Origin of the sequence: Paenibacillus sp. FSL K6-2859, assembly GCF_038008265.1 — a bacterium.
GTDB lineage: Bacteria > Bacillota > Bacilli > Paenibacillales > Paenibacillaceae > Paenibacillus_AQ > Paenibacillus_AQ nitricinens.
The window spans coordinates 2,660,084-2,680,749 of the sequence record NZ_JBBOYU010000001.1 but is presented as its reverse complement, the minus strand read 5'-3'; the positions used below and the strand labels follow the sequence as shown (position 1 = coordinate 2,680,749).

16 protein-coding genes are annotated in these 20,666 nt (G+C 42.6%); 8 read left to right on the top strand and 8 right to left on the bottom strand.

Going from position 1 to position 20,666, the window contains the following annotated elements; translation table 11 throughout:
- Positions 1-32: 32 nt before the first annotated feature.
- Together MHB64_RS11610 and MHB64_RS11605 are read right to left on the bottom strand one after the other, a co-directional pair.
- Positions 33-2,102, bottom strand: coding sequence for a bifunctional aldolase/short-chain dehydrogenase (locus MHB64_RS11610; protein WP_341134463.1), 2,070 nt, complete (start codon positions 2,100-2,102; stop codon positions 33-35).
- A 223-nt stretch (positions 2,103-2,325) separates the two neighbouring features.
- Entirely contained in the window at positions 2,326-2,859 is a 534-nt protein-coding gene (locus tag MHB64_RS11605; protein ID WP_341134462.1) for a GNAT family N-acetyltransferase, read from the bottom strand.
- Positions 2,860-3,270: 411 nt separating this feature from the next.
- On the opposite strand from MHB64_RS11605, the gene MHB64_RS11600 reads away from it, so the two are divergent.
- The 3 genes from MHB64_RS11600 to MHB64_RS11590 all read left to right on the top strand — a co-directional run bounded on the left by MHB64_RS11600 (position 3,271) and on the right by MHB64_RS11590 (position 6,240).
- Positions 3,271-4,179 (top strand): alpha/beta fold hydrolase, encoded by a 909-nt coding sequence (locus MHB64_RS11600; protein ID WP_341134461.1) that lies wholly within the window; start codon positions 3,271-3,273, stop codon positions 4,177-4,179.
- 50 nt (positions 4,180-4,229) lie between these two features.
- Positions 4,230-5,078, top strand: a complete 849-nt coding sequence (locus MHB64_RS11595) for a sugar phosphate isomerase/epimerase family protein (protein ID WP_094870152.1) — start codon at positions 4,230-4,232, stop codon at positions 5,076-5,078.
- A 115-nt stretch (positions 5,079-5,193) separates the two neighbouring features.
- Positions 5,194-6,240, top strand: coding sequence for a glycosyltransferase family 4 protein (locus MHB64_RS11590; RefSeq protein WP_280786824.1), 1,047 nt, complete (start codon positions 5,194-5,196; stop codon positions 6,238-6,240).
- 12 nt (positions 6,241-6,252) lie between these two features.
- Here MHB64_RS11590 and MHB64_RS11585 read toward each other — a convergent pair whose 3' ends face one another.
- On the bottom strand, positions 6,253-7,047 hold the full coding sequence (locus MHB64_RS11585) for an AraC family transcriptional regulator (protein ID WP_094870154.1): 795 nt from the start codon (positions 7,045-7,047) through the stop codon (positions 6,253-6,255).
- A 135-nt stretch (positions 7,048-7,182) separates the two neighbouring features.
- On the opposite strand from MHB64_RS11585, the gene MHB64_RS11580 reads away from it, so the two are divergent.
- A complete protein-coding gene (locus MHB64_RS11580) occupies positions 7,183-8,526 on the top strand; it encodes a glycoside hydrolase family 30 protein (RefSeq protein ID WP_094870155.1) in 1,344 nt (447 codons plus the stop codon).
- Positions 8,527-8,616: 90 nt separating this feature from the next.
- Here MHB64_RS11580 and MHB64_RS11575 read toward each other — a convergent pair whose 3' ends face one another.
- From MHB64_RS11575 to MHB64_RS11560, 4 genes are all read right to left on the bottom strand, one after another.
- Complete coding sequence (locus tag MHB64_RS11575) at positions 8,617-10,221, bottom strand: extracellular solute-binding protein (RefSeq protein ID WP_341134460.1); 1,605 nt, start codon at positions 10,219-10,221, stop codon at positions 8,617-8,619.
- A 45-nt stretch (positions 10,222-10,266) separates the two neighbouring features.
- Positions 10,267-11,190 (bottom strand): carbohydrate ABC transporter permease, encoded by a 924-nt coding sequence (locus MHB64_RS11570; protein WP_042187073.1) that lies wholly within the window; start codon positions 11,188-11,190, stop codon positions 10,267-10,269.
- A gap of 17 nt (positions 11,191-11,207) precedes the next feature.
- On the bottom strand, positions 11,208-12,131 hold the full coding sequence (locus tag MHB64_RS11565; RefSeq protein WP_094870157.1) for an ABC transporter permease: 924 nt from the start codon (positions 12,129-12,131) through the stop codon (positions 11,208-11,210).
- 81 nt (positions 12,132-12,212) lie between these two features.
- Positions 12,213-13,817, bottom strand: coding sequence for an extracellular solute-binding protein (locus MHB64_RS11560; RefSeq protein ID WP_094870158.1), 1,605 nt, complete (start codon positions 13,815-13,817; stop codon positions 12,213-12,215).
- A gap of 248 nt (positions 13,818-14,065) precedes the next feature.
- Here MHB64_RS11560 and MHB64_RS11555 point away from each other — a divergent pair, with 248 nt between their 5' ends.
- Both MHB64_RS11555 and MHB64_RS11550 read left to right on the top strand, forming a co-directional pair.
- Positions 14,066-15,787, top strand: coding sequence for a sensor histidine kinase (locus MHB64_RS11555; RefSeq protein WP_094870159.1), 1,722 nt, complete (start codon positions 14,066-14,068; stop codon positions 15,785-15,787).
- 14 nt (positions 15,788-15,801) lie between these two features.
- A complete protein-coding gene (locus MHB64_RS11550) occupies positions 15,802-17,412 on the top strand; it encodes a response regulator transcription factor (RefSeq protein WP_094870160.1) in 1,611 nt (536 codons plus the stop codon).
- 88 nt (positions 17,413-17,500) lie between these two features.
- Here the strand turns inward: MHB64_RS11550 and MHB64_RS11545 are convergent, their stop codons facing one another.
- Positions 17,501-18,595, bottom strand: coding sequence for a glycosyltransferase family 2 protein (locus MHB64_RS11545; RefSeq protein ID WP_094870161.1), 1,095 nt, complete (start codon positions 18,593-18,595; stop codon positions 17,501-17,503).
- Positions 18,596-18,815: 220 nt separating this feature from the next.
- On the opposite strand from MHB64_RS11545, the gene MHB64_RS11540 reads away from it, so the two are divergent.
- Entirely contained in the window at positions 18,816-19,703 is an 888-nt protein-coding gene (locus tag MHB64_RS11540) for a DUF4850 domain-containing protein (protein WP_341134459.1), read from the top strand.
- 130 nt (positions 19,704-19,833) lie between these two features.
- Positions 19,834-20,646 (top strand): bifunctional hydroxymethylpyrimidine kinase/phosphomethylpyrimidine kinase, encoded by an 813-nt coding sequence (gene thiD, locus MHB64_RS11535; RefSeq protein ID WP_042126537.1) that lies wholly within the window; start codon positions 19,834-19,836, stop codon positions 20,644-20,646.
- The last annotated feature ends 20 nt before the right edge of the window (positions 20,647-20,666 follow it).

Genomic DNA, 20,666 nt, shown 5'->3' with positions numbered 1-20,666 from the left:
CTCCGTTATCCTATCTATATTCCATTTACCTCTTATCTAGTAAAAGCTGCCGGCACTCCACCGTCAATCGTCAGCATACAACCTGTCGTCTTCTCTGACTTGGATGAAGCGAAAAAGGCAACGCCTTCAGCAATATCACGAGGATAAATATTTACAAGCAGTGTTGTACGTTTACGGTAATGTTCCTCTAGTTGATCCGGGTCAATCCCGTAAGCAGCCGCCCGTTCATTCCGCCAGTTCGAATTCCAAATCGCTGAGCCTTGTAGAATGGCATCCGGCAAAATGGTATTGGCGCGAATACCGAACTCTCCACCTTCAGCTGCAATACAGCGAGCCAAATGTGCTTCTAGTGCTTTGGCCGAACTGTAAGCCGATACGCTCTTTCCAGCAAATATGGAGTTCTTAGAACCAATAAATACCATGCTACCGCCGATTTTTTGCTCCTTCATCACCTTGAAGGCTTCGCGTGCAACGAGGAAATAACCAGTTCCTAGCACGGAAATGTTCAAGTTCCACTCTTTTAATGAAGTCTCATCAAAAGGACTGGAAGTCGCAAGCCCAGCATTGTTAACAATAATATCTACTCCGCCATAAATAAGTGCTGTTTCCGCATAAGCTGCGGTAACTTGCTCCTCCTGCGTTACATCCATTTTAACAGCGAACGCACGATTCTCACCGTATTTATCGTTAATCTCCTCGGCAATTTTCTGAGCACCCTCCAGATTGAGATCTGCCAGCACAACATGCGCCCCTTCGGACACTAGACGACGAGCAGTTTCGCTCCCGATTCCTCCAGCTCCACCAGTAATAAACGCAACCTTACGCGAGAATTCTGCTTCTGCTGGTGCCAGCGATAATTTATATAATTCCAAAGGCCAATATTCCACATTGTATGATTCGTTCTCACTTAGAGAGACGAAATCTCCCAGTGCGGTAGCTCCGCGCATAACAGCAATCGCCCGGTGATACAAGGCACCGCTAATTTTGGAGTTGCTCCAGCTTTTGCCCGTATTAATCATTCCCACTCCGGGAATCAGAATCACACGCGGTGCGGCTTCGAACATTACATCTCCCTCATGCTTATTGCGATCGAAGTACGCTTTATACTGCTCTTTGTATGTGATAATCGCTTCGTTCAGCTTCGTCTTCAAACCATCAATATCACTGGCATTTGGTTCCCAATTCACAAATAGTGGCAGCATTTTGGTATGTACCAAATGATCCGGACAGGCTGCACCTACACTGGATAATTTCTCCGAGTTAACTCCACCTACAAAACGCAGGACATCCTCTGCATCATCGAAGGTCAGTATCATTTTACGTTCATCACTAACTGCGCCTCTGATCAACGGCATTACAGCCGCCGCGACAGCCCGCCGCTCTTTTTCCGGAAGCGCTTCCGCTTTGCGGCCCCCGAACAGGTTCTCATCTTCAATTCTATCATCGATGTAACGCTCAGCTTCATTAATGATAGAGATCGTCTTAGCGTAACAAGCTTCCGGCGTATCTCCCCAAGTTACCAGACCATGCTTCTCCATCAACACCAATTCTGCTTGTGGATTAGCAAGTACGCCCTCAGCAATCATTTTGGATAAAGTGAAACCTGGACGGATGTAAGGCACCCATACGAAACGGTCTCCATAAATTTCCCGCGCAATATCCTTACCGTTATGAGCACAGCATAAGCTGATAATCGCATCTGGATGCGTATGATCTACATGTTTGAATGGTAAAAAGGCATGAAGCAGCGTCTCAATAGAAGCACGTGGATGCTTAGGATCAATCATACAGTTCGCGAGGTAGGCCACCATTTCCTCATCAGGCATTTCCTCCCGCTCGAACAAAGGAGCAATATCCTGAAGCCGCAATCCTGTAAAATTCCCTGCTTTCATTGTAGCTAGGTCAGATCCGCTACCTTTTACCCACATGACCTCAACCTCACGACCACGGAAATCTATTTCTATCGTTTTGCTAGAGGTATTCCCTCCTCCAAAGTTGCAGACCCTGCGGTCTTCGCCCAGCAGATTGGAGCGGAACACTAATGCATCCAATCCCCCGTTTATTTCCGTTTCCCGAGATGAATCCCATAAGTTTTGTACCATTTGTGAATACCTCCGTTTTTGAATGTTTATTTTTCTGTTTATTTTTCTTTGTTTTGATTTTAATCTATTTGTTTGTGTTTGAATAGAGCGTTTTCAACAAAATTTAAAATTTATTTCACATTTTAGACAAATCGCCTTGGGTGAACTGAAATTCCATTGCAAAAAATCAAAAAAAGAGCTGCCCATTAGCAACTCCATCAGCAACTCCTTATCCCGCTATTCATCACGCCAGCTCTAGACTAACCCAGTAGTTACATTTTTCATCCTCAATGCCGGTTAATATTCCCTTATTCGCTTCAATAACCTTTCTCGAAGATACGTTGTTCGGCTCACAAGTCAGCATGACCTCATTAATCCCCCTATCCGCAGCTCTTTTTAGCAGCTCTGCTAACATCATTGTGCCATAACCCTTTCTTCGTTCACTCGGTCTGATGCTATACCCGATATGTCCACCTGACTTTCTTAATTGATCATTTAAGGCATGTCTTAGTTTGCCAACACTAACAGGATAAGAGTCAATCACTAACCAATAGTTGGTTTGTGGGACATAGTTTGGTAGAAGATTATCACCTCGTGAAAGAGCTATCCGCCCCCTGATGAAATCAGAAAATTCACTGTAAGCCATATCAAAACCATTGTTAACGAATCCATTCTCTCCCGGACCGATCTCCGCAATCATCTCAAAAATATCACGATCATCTGACAAACTCGCTTCCTTTAGTTCAATTAGAATCCTTAGCGCCCCCTCGAACATCATAAATAACTTTCCATATCCTAAAATTTACCGCAAAAGAGAACCTTCCGCATTATTTAATTGCATATTCTACAACTAAAAATTAATTTCAACGTTCGCACCTAGTGGTAAGTGTACTTTGTGCAACTAATCCCCTCCAATCTAGCGATATCCGCTAATTTCCAGAGATAGAGTTGTACAGAGTGCATCTATATCGCACTTATGCGCGTAAAGTGGCTATTTAGTTGTACGAAATGCACTTATCAGACTTCGGGATGGACGTTAGCATCAAAAAATCAAAAATTCTGTGTGCCGACTCACCTCCCACCTTCTTTTTCACAGTAATGTTTCTATTTCTTTCTCCTCCTTGGGAACTCTCGTAGTATACTAATTGGAATAAGATGTATATTTTTTATTGGAATAAGGAGGTTTGTGATGGTAAATAGCTTCAAGAATGCCAAGGCACAAGAACGAGTGTGGCAATCCTATCAGCAGCTTGTTGAACAGTGGCCCACTCCACTTGAGGAAATCGATATTCCCACCTCATATGGACTGACACATTGCATCCTTGCTGGTCAAAAGAGTAATCCTCCCATCCTACTGTTTCATGGTGTTGGTGATAACTCGGCGGTCATGTGGATCTTAAACATTGAGGAATTATCGAAGCATTTTTATTGCATTGCTATTGATACTTTAGGCGGACCTGGAAAAAGCATACCTAATGAGCATTTTAACAAACAGAATTTTGAGCAAGTGGCATGGATTAACGAAATAGCGACACATCTGAGGGTTGACGTCTTTAATCTCGCGGGTGTGTCCAATGGCGCCTATATTGCTTTTAATTATGCGACCAAGCAACCGGACAAAGTGAACCGTGTCGTTTGTTTGGAGGGTGGAATGATTAATGCACCGATTAAAGCCATGATCCAAACCTTAATGATGATGTTCCCGGAAATTCTGATTCCAACGGATCGCAATTTACTGAAAGTGCTGAAGAAGTTAAGCGCCCCTAACTCCCCTTTATTTGACAACCATCCAGTATTAGCTGCTCATCTGATCCTTTTAATGCGCACTCATAATCAGCAAGCTATGTTTGTGCATAAGCTTCATCCGTATGATCAAAACGCCGCAGTCGCAGTTAGAGACAAGCTCTATTTTCTAGTTGGAGAACACGCGCTAAAGCAATCGAAGGATTTCATAAATATTTTAGAAGCTGGAAAGTTCTATTACCAAGTCATCCCCCATGCGGGACACGGCATTAATCACGAGCAACCGGATAGAATAAACACTGAGATCATCAATTTCCTGACAAACGATAAGGATAAATCACTTGCATCCAGATGAAAGCGCTACTATTATGTTTGTAATTACACATACCTATCTTAGATAAGGAGATGATTACCATCAGATACGGAACATTAGCGCATACATTTGGTTGTTTACCCCTCAAATCGTTGACAGCAACGCTTCAGAATTATGATATCGATTTTGTTCAACTTGCTTTATCCAAAGCTATTCAGGACATCAACACCTCCACAGGTAAATTAAGTCCAGGCCTCGCAAACTATATTGGTGAACAATTTGAAAGAGCAGGTATACGTATCGGCGTGTTAGGCTGTTACATCAATCCCATTCATCCAGATCCTGTTATCCGGAGATTAGAGATAGATCGCTTCAAAGAACATCTTCGGTATGCCCGCCAATTCGGCGCCCCAATGGTGGCTACGGAGACGGGCGCTCTGACTACTTTCCAAGCACAAGACCCGCTCCATTACGAAGACATCGGCTGGGATATTTTAAGGGAAACTGTACAAGAGCTTGCGGAGGAAGCTGAAAAATGGGGTGTTTTTCTGGGATTGGAGGGTGTCTGCACACATACTCTTTCTACACCAGACAAGATGCGCCGCATCTTAGATGAAATTCCCTCAGGCAATATTGGTGTAGTCTTGGATCCATGCAATTTTATTGGTGACGCTGTAGATATGCAGGATCAAATTGTTGATGACGCCTTCAGGTTGTTCGGGGATCGGATCATTTTGGCGCATTTAAAAGACATCTATCAAGATGGAGAGAGAACTTACCACGGTAAGGCTGGTGGAGGGCATTTCCATACTGAAGCTTTCCTGAGCAAACTCCAGCAATTTAAGCCCATGATCGACGTATCTTTAGAAGATATAACGAACCTCGAGATTAATGAGACCGTTGCTTTACTAAAGAATATCGCTCTTATGGAAAAAAAATGATTTTTAAACTAGATAAATGGTACCTTTCTAAGCGAGTTGAATAAAATAAGAAACAGAACGATTGAGTAACTTCGTTTGACGATTAAGCCCTAACTTGGAAGGGACGGGATTACCGATGAGATTCACATTCCCTATTCTGACCTTATCACATGGTGGAGCTCAACGCATGCTGGTAGAACTCACCAATGGGCTGACAGCTATGGGGCATCAGGTTACTATCCTCATGCCTGTGGATGGTGTTGTTTCCTATGATGTCCGCTCCACCTTAATCCGCTCCACACATATGTCGCCTAAAGAACAGGACTATCCCCCAGGCGATGTTATTGTTTCTAATTTCCATACAACAGTCCCTACCTCTCAAGCAGCTAGCAATCAAGGAAAAGGAATTCATGTAAGATTATCATTATGTTATGAACCCCCCTTTTTACCAGATAGCTCGCTGTCGTTCCCTTCTTATCATGTCACAGAGCATCTAATTGTTTTATCGCATTGGCAGCAGGAGCTGATTCGTTTAAATCATGGGATCACAGGAAAAATCGTGCCCATTGGCATTAGCTCATCCTTCAAGAATATGAATATCCGTTACAGTCTTCAGGAGCCTTTAAACATAACAGCAATATTAAGAAAAGCAGAACGTGGTTTCTCATGGCACCGTGAGCAAGACTATCTTATAGAGCAACTGGATCATGTGAAAAATCAATGTCCCCATGTAAATATTAACTTTATCAGTCCGCCCGACGAGTTCAATACTTCAGAAGTTCTCCAAAGAATGAAAGCTACTGGCAAATATCGATTCTTCACGCCAGCGAATGATGAAGAGCTCTGTTACCATTACAACGGTGCAGATATCTTTGTTAGTTCTAGTATTTTTGATACGGGTTCTTTGCCGGGGCTTGAAGCCATGCGGTGTGGCGCAGCACTGGTCTGTGTTTATTCAGGTGGAAATATGGAATACGCAAATCACGAGAAGAACTGCCTGCTCTCCTATCGGTACGAGAATCGGCTTGGTGAAGATGTCATCCGCCTAATCCGAGACCCAAACTTAAGAACTAAATTGGCCGCACAAGGTGAAAGATCTTCCCACAAATGGACATGGGCAAATAGTGTCAGGTTATTTGAGCAAGCGGTTAGGGACTTCTTGTTAAAAACTAGACGATCTTAAAAATAGTGAAGGCTACTCTCTCTTACGATAGTTGCCTGGGGAGACGCCATAACGTTCCCGAAATACCCTGTGGAAATAGGTGTAGCTTCCAAACCCCGTCTCCTCTGCTATTCGCTCTAAGGTATAATTGGTGTTGTCCATTAATCGAAGAGCCATAGCAAGCCGAATTTGCCCAGCATATTGCATAATAGAGTAGCCGAATTGAATTTTGAATACATGTACGGCCCTCGTTACACTAATTCCTGCATGGGCAGCTACATCCTTTAATCTGATCTCTGATGTAGCATGCTCCTCTACATAACTCTTCATCTTAAGCCCGTGTAGCAGTGAGGCTGATGATGATGCAGGTGCTTCTTCCATAGCCCGATCTAACAGCAGGCATAGCGCTTTAAACAGCGCCTCAAGTATTTCAGGGCTCCCCCCATCTAATCTTCTATTCTCCAGATCAAGCTGTTGCCATATACTTTGCAGTTTGCCGTCATCCGCAATTCTAACCTTCTTCGGTCTTTCGCGCAGGTTCCACCACTGATCCACCCATTCCCCTGTACACATTACAAAATAGTCCACACTATGTCCCAGCTTACTCTTCTTTTCGCCGATTCTCAGATCATATATATCTTGAGGCTTAAATAATAACAGATCACCAGGCACCACGGTTACCATGTCTCCATCGATTAGTACTTCACACTCTCCTTCTGCTTGCAGCCTTATGATATAGGTATCCAGCCCACTGCGATATAATTGCCGAAAAGGCTGAGTATGGCGAATAAAGCCGCATAGGCTTATTTGGACACTATTAGTTTCCATAGCATTCACTCCTCTTCCCTAAGTAGTCGATGACCAGATTGTTGAGGTTCTTAGCCATATTGTTTCTTCAAAGAACAGTGAATCTCCTTCTATAATAAAGACAGAATTTATATGTACAGGAGGTTACCAACCACTATGAGTAAAATTGTTCGCGTCATTCAAACAGCAAAAGAAACTACCGACCGACTAACAGAAAAAGACCCTCTGATCTTCCTCCCCGATACGTCAGGCGTCGAATCAGAGCTCATCAATATTTATGATGATTTGGAGTATCAGGAAATGGAAGGTTTCGGTGGTGCACTTACCGAGGCTTCTGCTGTTACCATCGCTAAACTAAGTGAAGCTAAACAGAAAGAAATCATCGACGCTTATTTTGATCCTAAGGATGGTATTGGATTTACCCTTTGCCGTTCGCATATCCAAAGCTGTGACTTCTCACTGGGCAACTACGCGTATGTAGAAGAAGGCGATGCAGAGCTCCGTTCGTTCGATATTTCCAGAGATCAAGAGTCAATTATCCCCCTAATCAAAAATGCTGCAGCAGCTGTTGGCGAAGATTTCCGTTTGTTCTCTTCTCCTTGGAGTCCACCAGCTTTTATGAAAACGAACGGTCAAATGAACGGTGGTGGAGCTCTTAAGCCTGAATACCGTGAGGCTTGGGCCAACATGTTCGTAAAATATATTCAGGCTTACGCTGCGGAAGGCATCGATATTTGGGCCGTTAGTGTTCAGAACGAAGCAAAGGCTGTACAAATATGGGATTCTTGCCTTTATACTGCCGAAGAAGAAAAAGATTTTGTTCGTGATTACTTGGGACCAGCCTTGGAACAAGCCGGTTTGGCTCATGTAAAGGTTATGATCTGGGATCATAACAAGGAGCGCGTGTATGACCGTGCCAAGGTTGCCTTTGAAGATCAAGAAGCTTCCAAATACATTTGGGGAATTTGCTTCCACTGGTACTCCGGCGATCACTTCGAAGCCCTATCGGCCGTTCATGATCGCTTCCCAGACAAGAAGCTGTTCTTCAGCGAAGGCTGCCAAGAAGGTGGCGTTCATCTCGGCTCATGGAACACAGGCGAACGTTACGGCCATGATATCATTGGCAATCTGAACAATTGGATGTCATGCTGGACAGACTGGAATATTGTGTTGGACGAGCAAGGTGGACCTAACCATGTGGGTAACTTCTGCGATGCTCCAATTATCGGAGATACGAAAAACGATGAAATAATATTTGAGAGCTCCTTCTATTACATCGGACATTTCAGTAAATATATTCGCCCAGGTGCTAAACGAATTGGACATTCCAAATATACAGATAAGCTTGAAACTACAGCTTTCCGTAATCCAGATGGTACTATTGCTGTTATCGTTATGAACCGCACGGAACAAGAGCTTCCTTTCAGCCTGCGCTTCCATAACAGCTTGGCTGAGAACATGATACCGGCTCATGCTATTCAAACCCTGCTCATTAAATAGAAATTTCGAAAGCTAAAAACACAGCATGTCTCTGAGGGATTGGAGACTTGCTGTGTTTTGTTTTAGTCGAAATAGACCTTGGAAAGGTTCTTATTCTACATTCACATAACGACTGTAAGCATCGGTACGAATTTTAACCAGCTTCTCCAGTCCCATTCCCCGCAGCTGTTTCACATAATCAGCCCAGCCCTCGTCAATTTTACCTGTAATTATAAACTGAGCACGCATTGTATTGACGTAACTATCGATGTCCGTAGTCAAAGCCGGTAGCATCTGAAACTCTTCAGCGGTGTACATTACATCAGGGAAAGGCGGCGTTGTATAATCACTTCCCAGCTTGTCGAGCTGCAGCTTCAGTCCATCTCCGGTTTTTGGGTTAAGCAAGATGGATTTCTCAAACACTGGACTGACATATTTCGGCCCGAAATCCCGGAGTGATTGATCCCAATACCAGGCATCAGCACTGGTACCCATCGGTGGGTCCATTAATGTATAGGAACCATTGACATTTTTCTCAATAACGGTGTCTATCGCTCCCCAGAAATTTTGAATGCTTGCTTCATTGGTATAGAACTGGTCAGCCCAGCGGGCAGCAATCTCTGGATATTTACAAGAAGTAGAAATAAGCAGCTCGTTGCGCTCCAGATTCATTCCATACGGATTTCCTATGGTGTAGCGCTTACCCTCCGGTCCTGCAATCGGGGGAATCGTGATATATTGATCACTCCATTTACCAAACACGGCATCTGGCGTCCACTGATACGAGAATCCTACAATAGGAGCATCCGGATTAAGAAACTTGGCTGATCTCATCGTTTCATCTTGGGTGAATAACTCTTTATCAAGCAACCCGTCAACAAATAATTTATGCTCCCATTTGAGCCCTTCTTTGTATGCCTCTGAAACAGGGTAATATACGGCATTTCCGTCTTGGACAACCATAAAGTTATTGTTCAGATCCGTAATTCCAAAGGGACTGATGAGATCATTACTTACTTCAATAACAGGTATCTCATCCAGTCTTCCATTCCCATTAGGGTCACGTTCTTTAAAAGCTTTTAGCACGTTGTATAGATCGTCAATCGTACCCGGAACCTTCAATCCCAATTTATCCAGCCAGGTTTTGTTAATCACGGGTTGGCGCGAGCTTTTAGGGCGTAAAGGTAATCTTGCAGGCAAAGAGTAGATTTTCCCGTCCGGAAAAGTACTGATTTTTTTCAATTCAGGTTCTTCCTGCATGGCTGCTTTGAGGTTAGGCATATACATTTCGATATAGTCATCAAGCGGCCTGAATAAGCTTAAATTATTGACGATATCTGAATCTCCGAAGGTCTCACTCCCTAAAATGATATCTGGAAGTGTACCGCTTGCCAGCAAAATAGACTTACGTTCACTCCAATCATTCGCAGACATCACCTGCCATTCGATTTTGACATTCGTATTTTTTTCCAAATCCTTCAGCCATTGATTCTGGATAAAGTTATCTCCCATGCTTCCCCACCGAACCGTTAGAACCTTCAGCGTCATGGGCTTATCCACGATTGGCAAACCTTCTTTATGAAATTGACCCGGAGCAGATTCAACAGAGTTTACCCCTTTATCCCCTTTACAGGCTGTAAGGCCAGCAAGCAACGTTGTCACTAAAAGAATGACGGTGATTGTTCTATTGATACTGTTTTTGGGTTGCTTTTTCATTACGGTCTTGCTCCCTCACAAATGTTAGTAGAAAAGCAGAAGAGCTTATTCCTTCACTGCGCCGATCATTACCCCTTGATTAAAGTATTTTTGCACAAATGGGTATACACACATAATTGGAACAGTTGCCACGATAATAACTGAATACCGCATCATATTAGCGAGCCGTAACGCGATTTGTGCGGCTTCTCCGGTCCCCATACCAGACTGCATCTGATTGGTAATCAGAATATTTCGCAGGATCAGCTGCAAAGGATACATATTAGGATTCTTCAAATAAATCAAGGCATTAAAATATGAATTCCAATAACCTACAGCGATCCATAAACCTAACACTGCAATAATAGCCTTCGACAACGGTAGAACGATCTGTGCAAAATAACGGAGATTTCCACAACCATCAATTTGCGCTGCTTCCCATAAATCGCCCGGAATACTAGTCTGGAAAAAAGTTCGTGCCACTATGATATTAAAAACTCCAACTGCGAAAGGCAGTACCATAACCAAGAAAGTATCATAGAGATGGAAATCACGAACCGTTAAAAAAGTAGGAATCAAACCCCCGTTAAAGAACATTGTAAAGATGAAAAACAGTGAAATATATTTCCGCCCCACAAGGTCCTTTCTTGACAACGCATAGGCGGCTGAGATATTAACTACTAAACCGATTGCAGTCCCAACCACCGTGTACAGGATGGTATTCCAATATCCGATCCAAATATTCTCATGACGAAGCAGCTCTTTATAACCATCAAAAGTAAACCCTTTAGGAAATAGCCAAACTTGACCTCCTGCCACCGCGGAAGGATCACTGAACGAAGCAATGACGATAAAATACAGCGGATAGATCAGGATGATTAGAAAAATTGCCGATATTACGTACATCACAATTTCCATTATAGTATCTGATGAGCGATTCTTCTTTATTTTTCCTACATTTCCTTTTGTCGCTGTCTCTAAACCTCCCATTTCAATGCTCCTCCCTTCTACCACAAGCTATTTTCGCTTAATTTTTTAGAAATCTGATTGACCATGATCAATAAAATAAAATTAATGACCGTGTTGAACAGGTTGATCGCCGACGAAAAGCTATACTGACTGCTGAGCAGACCAATTTTGTAGACATATGTAGACAGAATTTCACTTGAAGTGATGTTCAAGTCATTTTGCATCAGATACACCTTTTCAAATCCAACCCCAAGCAGCCCCCCGACCCGCAGGATAAGCAATGTTATCGCTGTTGGCATCAGCATCGGAATATCGATGTAACGAATTTTATGCATCCGACTTGCGCCGTCCACGGTTGCAGCCTCGTACAAACTAGGATCAACAGCAGAGAGAGCAGCGATAAAGATAATACTGTCCCAGCCGACATGCTGCCACACATCCGACCAGACGTACACACTGCTGAATAATCCGGCAGAGCCCATTAGATCAGGAGCTTCTTTCCCAAAAAGACTATATATATTGCCCAGTAGTCCGGTGCTAGGTGAGAACAGAATCATCATTAAGCCCACCATAACTACGGTTGAGATAAAGTGAGGCATATAGGACACCGTCTGAAAAAAACGTCTGAAACGGTTTGGTCTCATCTGGTTAACCATCAGCGCAAGTATAATCGGAATCGGAAACGTAATCAGACTGTACACACTGATGATTAGTGTATTTTTAATCGTTGCTGAAAATTGATAGGAATTAAAAAACTTCTCGAAGTATTTGAATCCGGCCCATGGACTTCCGCCAATTCCTAATGCCGGGCTATAATCCTTAAAGGCAATGAGCACCCCATACATGGGTTTATATGCGAACAATAACGTAAGGACTACTGCAGGAAAAAGCAACGTATACAGACCCCAGTTTTGTTTGATTTGTCCGAGTTTCCTACTCAAATGAATTGGATTAGATTTCATAACATCCCCTCCTTATTAAAAATAGAGAATGCTACCCCACAGATTTATGTAGGGCAGCACCTTTTTCGAAAGACGAATAGGTTATTTTACACTCATATAACGACTGTAAGCATCTGTGCGAATTTTAACTAATTTTTCAAGACCCATTTTATTAAGCTGTTTGACATAATCATCCCAGCCTTCGTCAATTCCGCCTTTGCTAATAAATTGAGCGCGCATTGTATTCACATAACCGTCTATATCCGTGGTCAAGGTTGGCAGCTCCTCGAACTCATCGGAGGTATACATAACGTTAGGGAAAGGTTCTGTTACATATTCACTGCCCAGCTTATCCAGCTGAAGCTTCAGTCCATCTCCACTTTCAGGATTAAGGACAATTTTCTGTTCAAAGGATGGGCTCACATATTTGGGTCCGAAATCTCGAAGAGACTGATCCCAGTACCAGGCATCTGCGCTGGTTCCAGCAGGTGGATCCATCAATGTATAGGTGCTGTCATCATTCTTTTTAATTACAGTTCCAATCGCACCCCAAAAATTCTGAATGCTCGCTTCGTTCGTGTAGAACTGATCTGCCCAACGTGCAGCAACCTCTGGATACTTACTAGACGTAGTAATCAGCAGTTCATTACGGTTAAGATTCATCCCAATAGGATTCCCGATGGTATAACGCTTACCATCCGGTCCGGCAATCGGTGGAATCGTCACATATTGATCGCTCCATTTACCAAATACAGCGTCCGGGGTCCACTGGTAAGTAAAGCCCACAATCGGAGCATCCGGATTTTGGAACTTCGCCGATCTCATCGTATCATCCTGAGTGAATACTTCTTTATCTAACAAACCTTCCGCATACAATTTATTTTCCCATTTGAGTCCTTCTTTGAACGCCTCCGAAACAGGGAAATAGATCGCTTTTCCGTCCTTGATAATCATATTGTTGTTATTCAAGTCGGCAATTCCGAAAGGACTGATCAAGTCATTCCCAATTTCAATAAAAGGAATCTCATCTTTTTTGCCATTTCCGTTTGGATCTTGTTCCTTGAAAGCTTTAAGTACGTTGTATAACTCATCAATCGTTTCAGGAGTCTTCAGACCCAATTTATCGAGCCAAGTTTTGTTAATCACAGGCTGACGAGAGCTTTTTGGACGCGATGGAAGTCTTGTTGGCAGTGAATAGATTTTCCCGTCAGGAAAAGTGCTGATTTTTTTCAACTCAGGCGTTTCTTCCATGGCCGCTTTAAGATTTGGCATATTTTTTTCAATATAATCATCTAACGGCCGGAAAAAGCTTAGATTATTAACGATATCGGAATCTCCGAAGGTTTGATTTCCGAGGATAATATCTGGAAGTGTACCGCTAGCCAGCAGAATGGACTTCTGTTCGGCCCAATCATTGGAGGACATCACTTGCCATTCGATTTTGACATTTGTATTTTTTTCAAGATCCTTCAGCCATTGATTCTGCGTAAACGTGTCTCCCATGCTTCCCCAACGTACGGTCAGCACCTTAAGTGTTACAGGCTCATTAACAATTGGCAGACCTTCTTTGTTGTAACTGCTCGTCTCACTAGTTGCAGCATTATTCCCGTCTTTTCCGCCGCAGCCAGCAATACCAAATACCATAGCAGCCGCCAGCAGACCCACAGTCCATTTCTTTGCCGTCTTTTGCTTACTGTCTTGGCTCATCCTCTTAATCCCCCATTTCAATTAATCAAAGTTCATCGGAATAGCTTAATCATAGCTTCTTATTTTTTCGTATTCCGGACTCTTTAAGACGGTTATCCAGACCTTTGAATTCGCTTACAAAATCAAATATCCTCGCTTGAAGAGACTTAATAACAGTATCCCGACTTCTGTATGTGCTTTCCGGACTTTGCGGTAAATCGCTAGTGAGTTCTCCTGTATTTTTCCTGCAGAGGTCTTATAATGATTTTATGAACAAAAAAACAGCGGAACACAAAACCTACCCCATTCGTCATTATATAAAAGTCATGATGGCGGTCTCGTTCACAGTCCTCATTCTGGATTTAGCGATCAGCATTACTTCCATTTCTATCGTTAAGCAGCAGTCCACTCGAAATTTACAGGATACTGCGGCACTCTACATTAATCGCATCAATCATGATTTTGCCTACATTAATCACTATATGGGCTGGACGCTTGGGAACGATGAGAGCTTGCTTGCGATGAATACTTACGGGGTCAACAGTATCGAGTTCTTGAAAGCAAATGATAATCTGCATAAACGCTTTACCGAGCTGCAAAAAAACTACGGACATGAGTACAACTTTTTTTACTATTTGAAAAATGAGAACTACTTTTTAAATTGTGCACCGATCAGTGTGACCTATACAGATTACAGGCAGCTCAAAACGAAGATTATTTCTTATATTGATGATAAGGAGATGTATGAGAAGTTTTATTCCAAATGGACGCCAATCCTTGTTAACAACCATTACTACGTGATTAATATCGTTCCCTATTACAATCGTTATTTAATTGGACTGATCTCCGCCGATAATTTGATCCGCCCTCTACGCCAAATTAATCTGGGTGCTAATGGTTATGTTTCTCTAGTAGATGAGAATGAACAGCCTTTATCAAGTCCCATATCGAACAGCGGAAAGCTGATAACGGAAAAGGGAGGCTTCTCTAATCTTTTGCAATCGCGTACAACCATCAACAGCGCCTTCTCGGACACCACTTTCAGCACCAAAATGGTCATAAAATATGGCATATTTGAAAAAATAATCATTGCTCAGCTGCTTATAATGTTACTCTTCTTCATTGTGACGTCCACTTTATGCATCGTTCTGCTGTTTTTCAAGAAAAGAGTACTAGGCCCGATTCAAAGCTTCTCTGAGAACCTTGCTTCAATTAATGAGGCTGGGCAACCCGCAGATTTCAAAAGCAGTGAGATTATAGAGCTGGAACAAGCAAACACACAGTTCAAAGATTTAGTTGAACAAATCAAAACCTTCAAAATCACTATGTACGAGCAGGAACTGGAGAAGCAGCGGATACAACTGGATTATATGAAGCTACAGATCAAGCCCCACTTTTTCTTGAATTGCCTGACTAGCATCTATAGCATGGCCCAAATTGAAATGTATAAAGAAATTGAGAATATGACGTTGTCTACGTCGAAATATTTCCGTTATATTTTTCAAAATGGTGAGAATTTTGTCCGGCTGGAGGATGAAATCGAGCATGTCCGAACCTATCTGGAGATTCAAAAGCAACGTTATCAGGATGCATTTATTTACACTATTGAGCAAGAGGATCAGGCAAGCTGTGTAGAAATTCCGCCATTAGTGCTGCAAACCTTCATTGAAAATTCTATTAAATATGCGATTTCACGAGAACATGTAGTAGAGATCAGGCTTACAGTCCAGCGACTACGGATTGAAGAGGAAGATATGCTCGTTATCCAGCTCACCGACACCGGTCCCGGTTTTCCACCGCAAGTGTTAGAGAAGCTTAATCTTGGTGAGCCCTTGGATCAAAGCAACGGTATGCAGATCGGCATTATGAATACGCTTAAACGACTGGAATATCTCTATTTAAAAAGAGCAACTATCACCTTTTCCAATTTGGGGAGCGGCGGCGCTAGTGTAATCTTATCTCTTCCGGAGCTTCCTAAAAAATCTAAATGAATGGAGAGCTAACTATGAATGTACTGCTTGTTGATGATGATTTTTATGTTATCGCTGCATTGCAAAAGAGAATTGATTGGGAATCGTTACACATTGATACGGTCTATACAGCAAATAATGTCGCTCAGGCACGTGAAATAATAGAAAAGCATTCTATTCAAATTCTGATTTCGGATATTGAAATGCCTCAGGGTAGCGGATTGGAATTACTGGCATGGATTCGCGAAGGGAATTATAGTATTCAGACTATACTTCTTACTAATTATGCCGATTTCAACTATGCGCAGAAAGCGATTGAATTGCAAAGCTTTGAATATTTTCTAAAGCCCATCGAATTTGATAAGCTGATGCTGATTATCCACAAGGCTGTCACACAGGCAAAAGAGCAGCAAAGAAATGAAAAAGCCATTCAAGGCGGTTACTTTTGGCAAAAAAACCAGGCGAAGATTCTCGAACATTTTTGGCGTAAGCTGGTTAGTGGAAGCACATCATTTCCGATTAAATTAGCGGACATCACCCTTGCCATTGAGGAACAGAACCTTTCCTATCAAATGAGCGACACTCTGCAGCCTTTAATCTTCAACCTATTTCCATACAACGGTAGTATGGGAAAAGAAGAGAAGGATCTTTTTGATTTTGCCCTGCTGAACGTATTATACGAATTGTTACGGAGTCCTTGCTTTACCATCGAGAGCATTCTGGAATATAAAGATTATAATTGGATCGCTTTATTAAAATGGAACCAGACACCAGACACGCCCTTGCTTGAAGAATTATGCTCTTCCTTTATTCAAAAGGCGATTCCATATTTAAAATGCGACGTCTGCTGCAATATTGGTTTATCCGATAAACTGACTCATGTGGGGAATGTTCTGAAACAATCGCTTCGCATGGATGAGGAAATTACGAGATGCAGAAATCAGACTTTTTTAGTGGAAGCCTACCTCTATCAAAATAAAACAGGCTATACACCACCGGATCTTGCCTATTTGGAAGAGCTCCTGAACCAGAATCAATTCACTACTTTTCTTGAGGAAGTTACGAAATCTCTAAGGGTTATGCTTAACAATAGAACACTGGAGACCTCTGTCCTTAGCTTGTTCCGCTTAGATATTGTTCAGCTGGTCTATTCATTTCTCAACCTCAAAGGGATACGGTCACACAAACTTTACTCCGGCAAAACTAACGATAAATTATCCTTGCACTCTTTGAACTCGATTGAGGATATGGAAGAATATCTTAAATATCTAGTGACTACAGCCATGAAATACCGTGAGTTTGCCGCACAGACCAAATCCGTCGCAGAGGAAATCAAACAATACATTCATTCGCATTACGGTGACGATCTATCGCGAAATGATTTGGCCGAAATTGTCTACCTCAATCCTGATTATCTGGCAAGAATATTCAAACGAGAAACTGGTGTTTCATTAGGCAGCTACGTCATCCAAGTCAGAATCGCGGCTGCAAAGCATCTTTTGGAATCCACAAATATGTCTGTTTATACAGTCGCAAACAAGGTTGGCTATAACAACTACTCCTACTTCTCTAAGCTGTTTAAGCAAGAGGTCGGACTCCCTCCCAACGATTACAAAAAAGAACAACAATATAATCCAGCATATTAAAAAGAGGGATTATGCCACCGGCGTTGTACGCATACATCTGAACAGCAAAACCCCCAATGTCATAATCATGACTTTGGGGGCTCTTTGGTTAAGCTTGAAACGCTACATATTTGTCACCCAACAGATTTTTGAAATACGTGCGATTATATAACATGCTAGGATGGGATGGGTAAAAGCTCAGCGCCGTTTCATTATGCTGGTTTGCTAACTCATGTTGGCCGAGCCGATCGTAACAGAGAGCCAATTGAAGATGCGGGAGCCAGGTATAAAAGATCCCATTCTTCATCCCCATCGAATCAACATCCCGCGGCAGCTGTATCGCAAGCTCATACCAGTATGCCGCGGGTTGCAATTGACTTTTTTCCAGAAGAAGGGCTCCAATTCGGCAGCAGAACTCTGAACGTGGCTTATCGTATTGTAAGGTTCTGCATAACGCTTCAAATGAACCCTCTTTATCCCCCAGCCGTTCCCGGCATTCAGCAAGCCTTAGGCAAGCTTGGAAATTATCTTCTATCCAGCCTTGCCCACCTGCCAAAAACATCTCATAATATTTACAAGCCTCTTCATTCAAGGCGTGGTCTCGTAATTCATTTGCATAGTAATACTGGTCTCTCGGAGAGAACAGTTCACCTTCAGCCACTCTTTTTTGATAAATCCGCAAATTACGGTCCGTATATTCCTTATCTTTCTCATGAGTAATACAGACATCACTACTGAATGAAGGACCACTTACCTCTAGATATTCATGTACTGGGCCAATCCACTGAAAATTACAGCTGCGGCGAACAAGCCGGTTCCGACGCAAGCTAGCTGTGACATTTCCCGCCTCGTCAAAAGCCAGATTATACTGCATATTTACGCTGTGGATATGTTTTGGCAGAATCTCTTTTAGCTTTTTAAACAATATCTGATCCGCTTCCTTTATATAATCATCCGCATCGAGCCATAAAATGTACTCCTGAGTTGCTTTACTGAAAGCAAAATTTCGTGCGGCACTAAAATTATCAATCCATTCGAAATCATAAATTACAGCTCCGAAGGACATTGCGATCTCTTTCGTCTTATCCGTTGAGCCGGTATCCACGATAACCACTTCATCTACAAGACTTGCAATGCTAGACAAACATTTATGCAGGCTTTTTTCTTCATTTCGTACAATCATACATAAACTAATCGTGACCATACTCGCCCTCCTATAAGCTTTGTTAAAATTACTTTCTATATTGATATGCAGGGTTGGTGAAATGGAATCCTTCACTAACCCGACCGATAATGAAGAACTTCCGAAATATAAAGGTTATATATATTATGAGACTTATACTTTCTAATTTTCATAAGAAACTTCCCACTCCATTCTGATGTCTATATAAGATATAAGTAAGTTCAAAGGAGGTACAGCATATATGAAATCAAAACGAAGAAGCGTTAGAAACGGCTCGATCTTAACTTCAATAGTATGTGTCGTAATGGCACTAGTACTGCTGATTGGCTATAAAGGTCTCAACTGGGGAAAGTCCACCCCTCCACCTACATCCACCAACGCACCAACTAATCATGCAGCAAATAACGAATCAGAACCCATTTTCACCCAAGAAGTGCTTGAATTTCCTAACAGCGATCTCAACAATGGTCCGGTTCTCATTCCACTGCACACCACGCTGGCACAGTTAAATATCGATAGCGGTGACGAAACCGTAAATACAGTGGTTCCTCCCATTCCTGAAATGACCTTTGCCTTATCTCAAGAAATGAAAAATCAAGTTGAAGCAACGCTTGTCTATAGACCTGATATCGGTGGGGGTTATGTTATACTTGCACCTGCTGGATGGCTAGCCACCGCTGTTGTTGGTGCTAATGGTTCGTATGGGGTTACCTTTCAAGATCCAAACAATCCAGAACAAAACATGAACTATTCAGATACGGCTTGGAGCTGCACAGGCTGTGCTATCACTTCAATCGGGGCCTATTTCCCGGACAAAGCCGAATGGGCTGACGCGATGGGATTTACAATTTATAATCCCCTTAAGTTCAGCGAACGGCATATTTTAGGTGCTGCAGGAGCTGAAGCAAGAACCGTCAGATATACGCTGTCAGCAGACTCAAATGGCTATCAGGACGAGGGAGCTGCCTATTACGATGAAGGAGAATGGGGTTATTTATTCCGTAGCATTAAAATACATCTATCACAAATAACCCAGCAGCAGGAAGTAGTGGAAACCCTCATGAAGTTTTTTACAGATAATCATGGCCCCCTCTTTATTGCTGACCCCAATAGAGAGAAGTCGGACTAAGCGTGGGAATTTTTAGAAGAAGGTATTTTCAACCTCTACTCTTGCTTTTTAAAAGACGGATGTGCTAATTTTTGTTATAATCATTGCAGTGCGTTGTTTTTGAATTCAGTTATATAAAGGGGACGTTACCATGACTCAAATTATTAAAACACTAACTATTGCAGGCAGCGACTCCAGTGGTGGTGCAGGGATCCAAGCGGATTTAAAAACCTTTGAAGAATATGGAACCTACGGCTTCAGTGCCTTAACCACTATCGTTACCATGGACCCTGACAATGGATGGCACCACAATGTGTATCCAATTGATGCATCCATTGTTGCTGAGCAGCTAAAAACTATTTTCGCAGGCGGTCCAGTTAATGCCATGAAGACGGGTATGCTGGGAAGTGTTGAAATTGTGCGTGTTGCTGAGCAAGCGATCAAAGAAAATCTACAGACCAATGTAGTGATTGATCCGGTCATGGTCTGCAAGGGTGAAGATGAAGTCTTGAACCCAGACAGCGCAGAAGCTATTCGCGATTTACTGCTGCCATTAGCCACCGTGGTTACACCAAATCTGTTTGAAGCTGGCGTTCTTTCAGGTCTTGGAAAACTTTCTACCCTAGAGGATATGAAAGAAGCTGCTCGTCTGATTCATAAGCTTGGTGCACGTAATGTCGTGGTTAAAGGCGGCAAAGCACTCGGTGGCGATCAAGCAATTGATGTCTTCTTCGACGGTTCTGAGTACACCGTATTTCAAACAGCCAAAATCGAGCCTGCTCACAATCATGGGGCTGGATGTACCTTTGCCGCTGCCATTACAGGCGGTTTAGCTAACGGTCTATCCGTTCATGAAGCTGTAGCAAAAGCTAAGGATTTCGTCTCCGCAGCCATTCGTAATGGCTTTGCGTTCAATGAATATGTAGGTCCTGTATTTCATGGTGGCTATCGTTTAGAACGTTAAACCCCTAAGCTAAAGATCCA

What these genes read in the sequence shown, in the direction of transcription:
- MHB64_RS11565 (WP_094870157.1), bottom strand. Translation starts at nt 12,131, where the DNA reads ATGAAATCTAATCCAATTCATTTGAGTAGGAAACTCGGACAAATCAAA.
- MHB64_RS11600 (WP_341134461.1), top strand. Translation starts at nt 3,271, where the DNA reads ATGGTAAATAGCTTCAAGAATGCCAAGGCACAAGAACGAGTGTGGCAA.
- MHB64_RS11605 (WP_341134462.1), bottom strand. Translation starts at nt 2,859, where the DNA reads ATGATGTTCGAGGGGGCGCTAAGGATTCTAATTGAACTAAAGGAAGCG.
- MHB64_RS11580 (WP_094870155.1), top strand. Translation starts at nt 7,183, where the DNA reads ATGAGTAAAATTGTTCGCGTCATTCAAACAGCAAAAGAAACTACCGAC.
- MHB64_RS11545 (WP_094870161.1), bottom strand. Translation starts at nt 18,595, where the DNA reads ATGGTCACGATTAGTTTATGTATGATTGTACGAAATGAAGAAAAAAGC.
- MHB64_RS11575 (WP_341134460.1), bottom strand. Translation starts at nt 10,221, where the DNA reads ATGAAAAAGCAACCCAAAAACAGTATCAATAGAACAATCACCGTCATT.
- MHB64_RS11590 (WP_280786824.1), top strand. Translation starts at nt 5,194, where the DNA reads ATGAGATTCACATTCCCTATTCTGACCTTATCACATGGTGGAGCTCAA.
- MHB64_RS11585 (WP_094870154.1), bottom strand. Translation starts at nt 7,047, where the DNA reads ATGGAAACTAATAGTGTCCAAATAAGCCTATGCGGCTTTATTCGCCAT.
- MHB64_RS11595 (WP_094870152.1), top strand. Translation starts at nt 4,230, where the DNA reads ATGATTACCATCAGATACGGAACATTAGCGCATACATTTGGTTGTTTA.
- MHB64_RS11610 (WP_341134463.1), bottom strand. Translation starts at nt 2,102, where the DNA reads ATGGTACAAAACTTATGGGATTCATCTCGGGAAACGGAAATAAACGGG.
- MHB64_RS11560 (WP_094870158.1), bottom strand. Translation starts at nt 13,817, where the DNA reads ATGAGCCAAGACAGTAAGCAAAAGACGGCAAAGAAATGGACTGTGGGT.
- thiD (WP_042126537.1), top strand. Translation starts at nt 19,834, where the DNA reads ATGACTCAAATTATTAAAACACTAACTATTGCAGGCAGCGACTCCAGT.
- MHB64_RS11550 (WP_094870160.1), top strand. Translation starts at nt 15,802, where the DNA reads ATGAATGTACTGCTTGTTGATGATGATTTTTATGTTATCGCTGCATTG.
- MHB64_RS11555 (WP_094870159.1), top strand. Translation starts at nt 14,066, where the DNA reads ATGAACAAAAAAACAGCGGAACACAAAACCTACCCCATTCGTCATTAT.
- MHB64_RS11540 (WP_341134459.1), top strand. Translation starts at nt 18,816, where the DNA reads ATGAAATCAAAACGAAGAAGCGTTAGAAACGGCTCGATCTTAACTTCA.
- MHB64_RS11570 (WP_042187073.1), bottom strand. Translation starts at nt 11,190, where the DNA reads ATGGGAGGTTTAGAGACAGCGACAAAAGGAAATGTAGGAAAAATAAAG.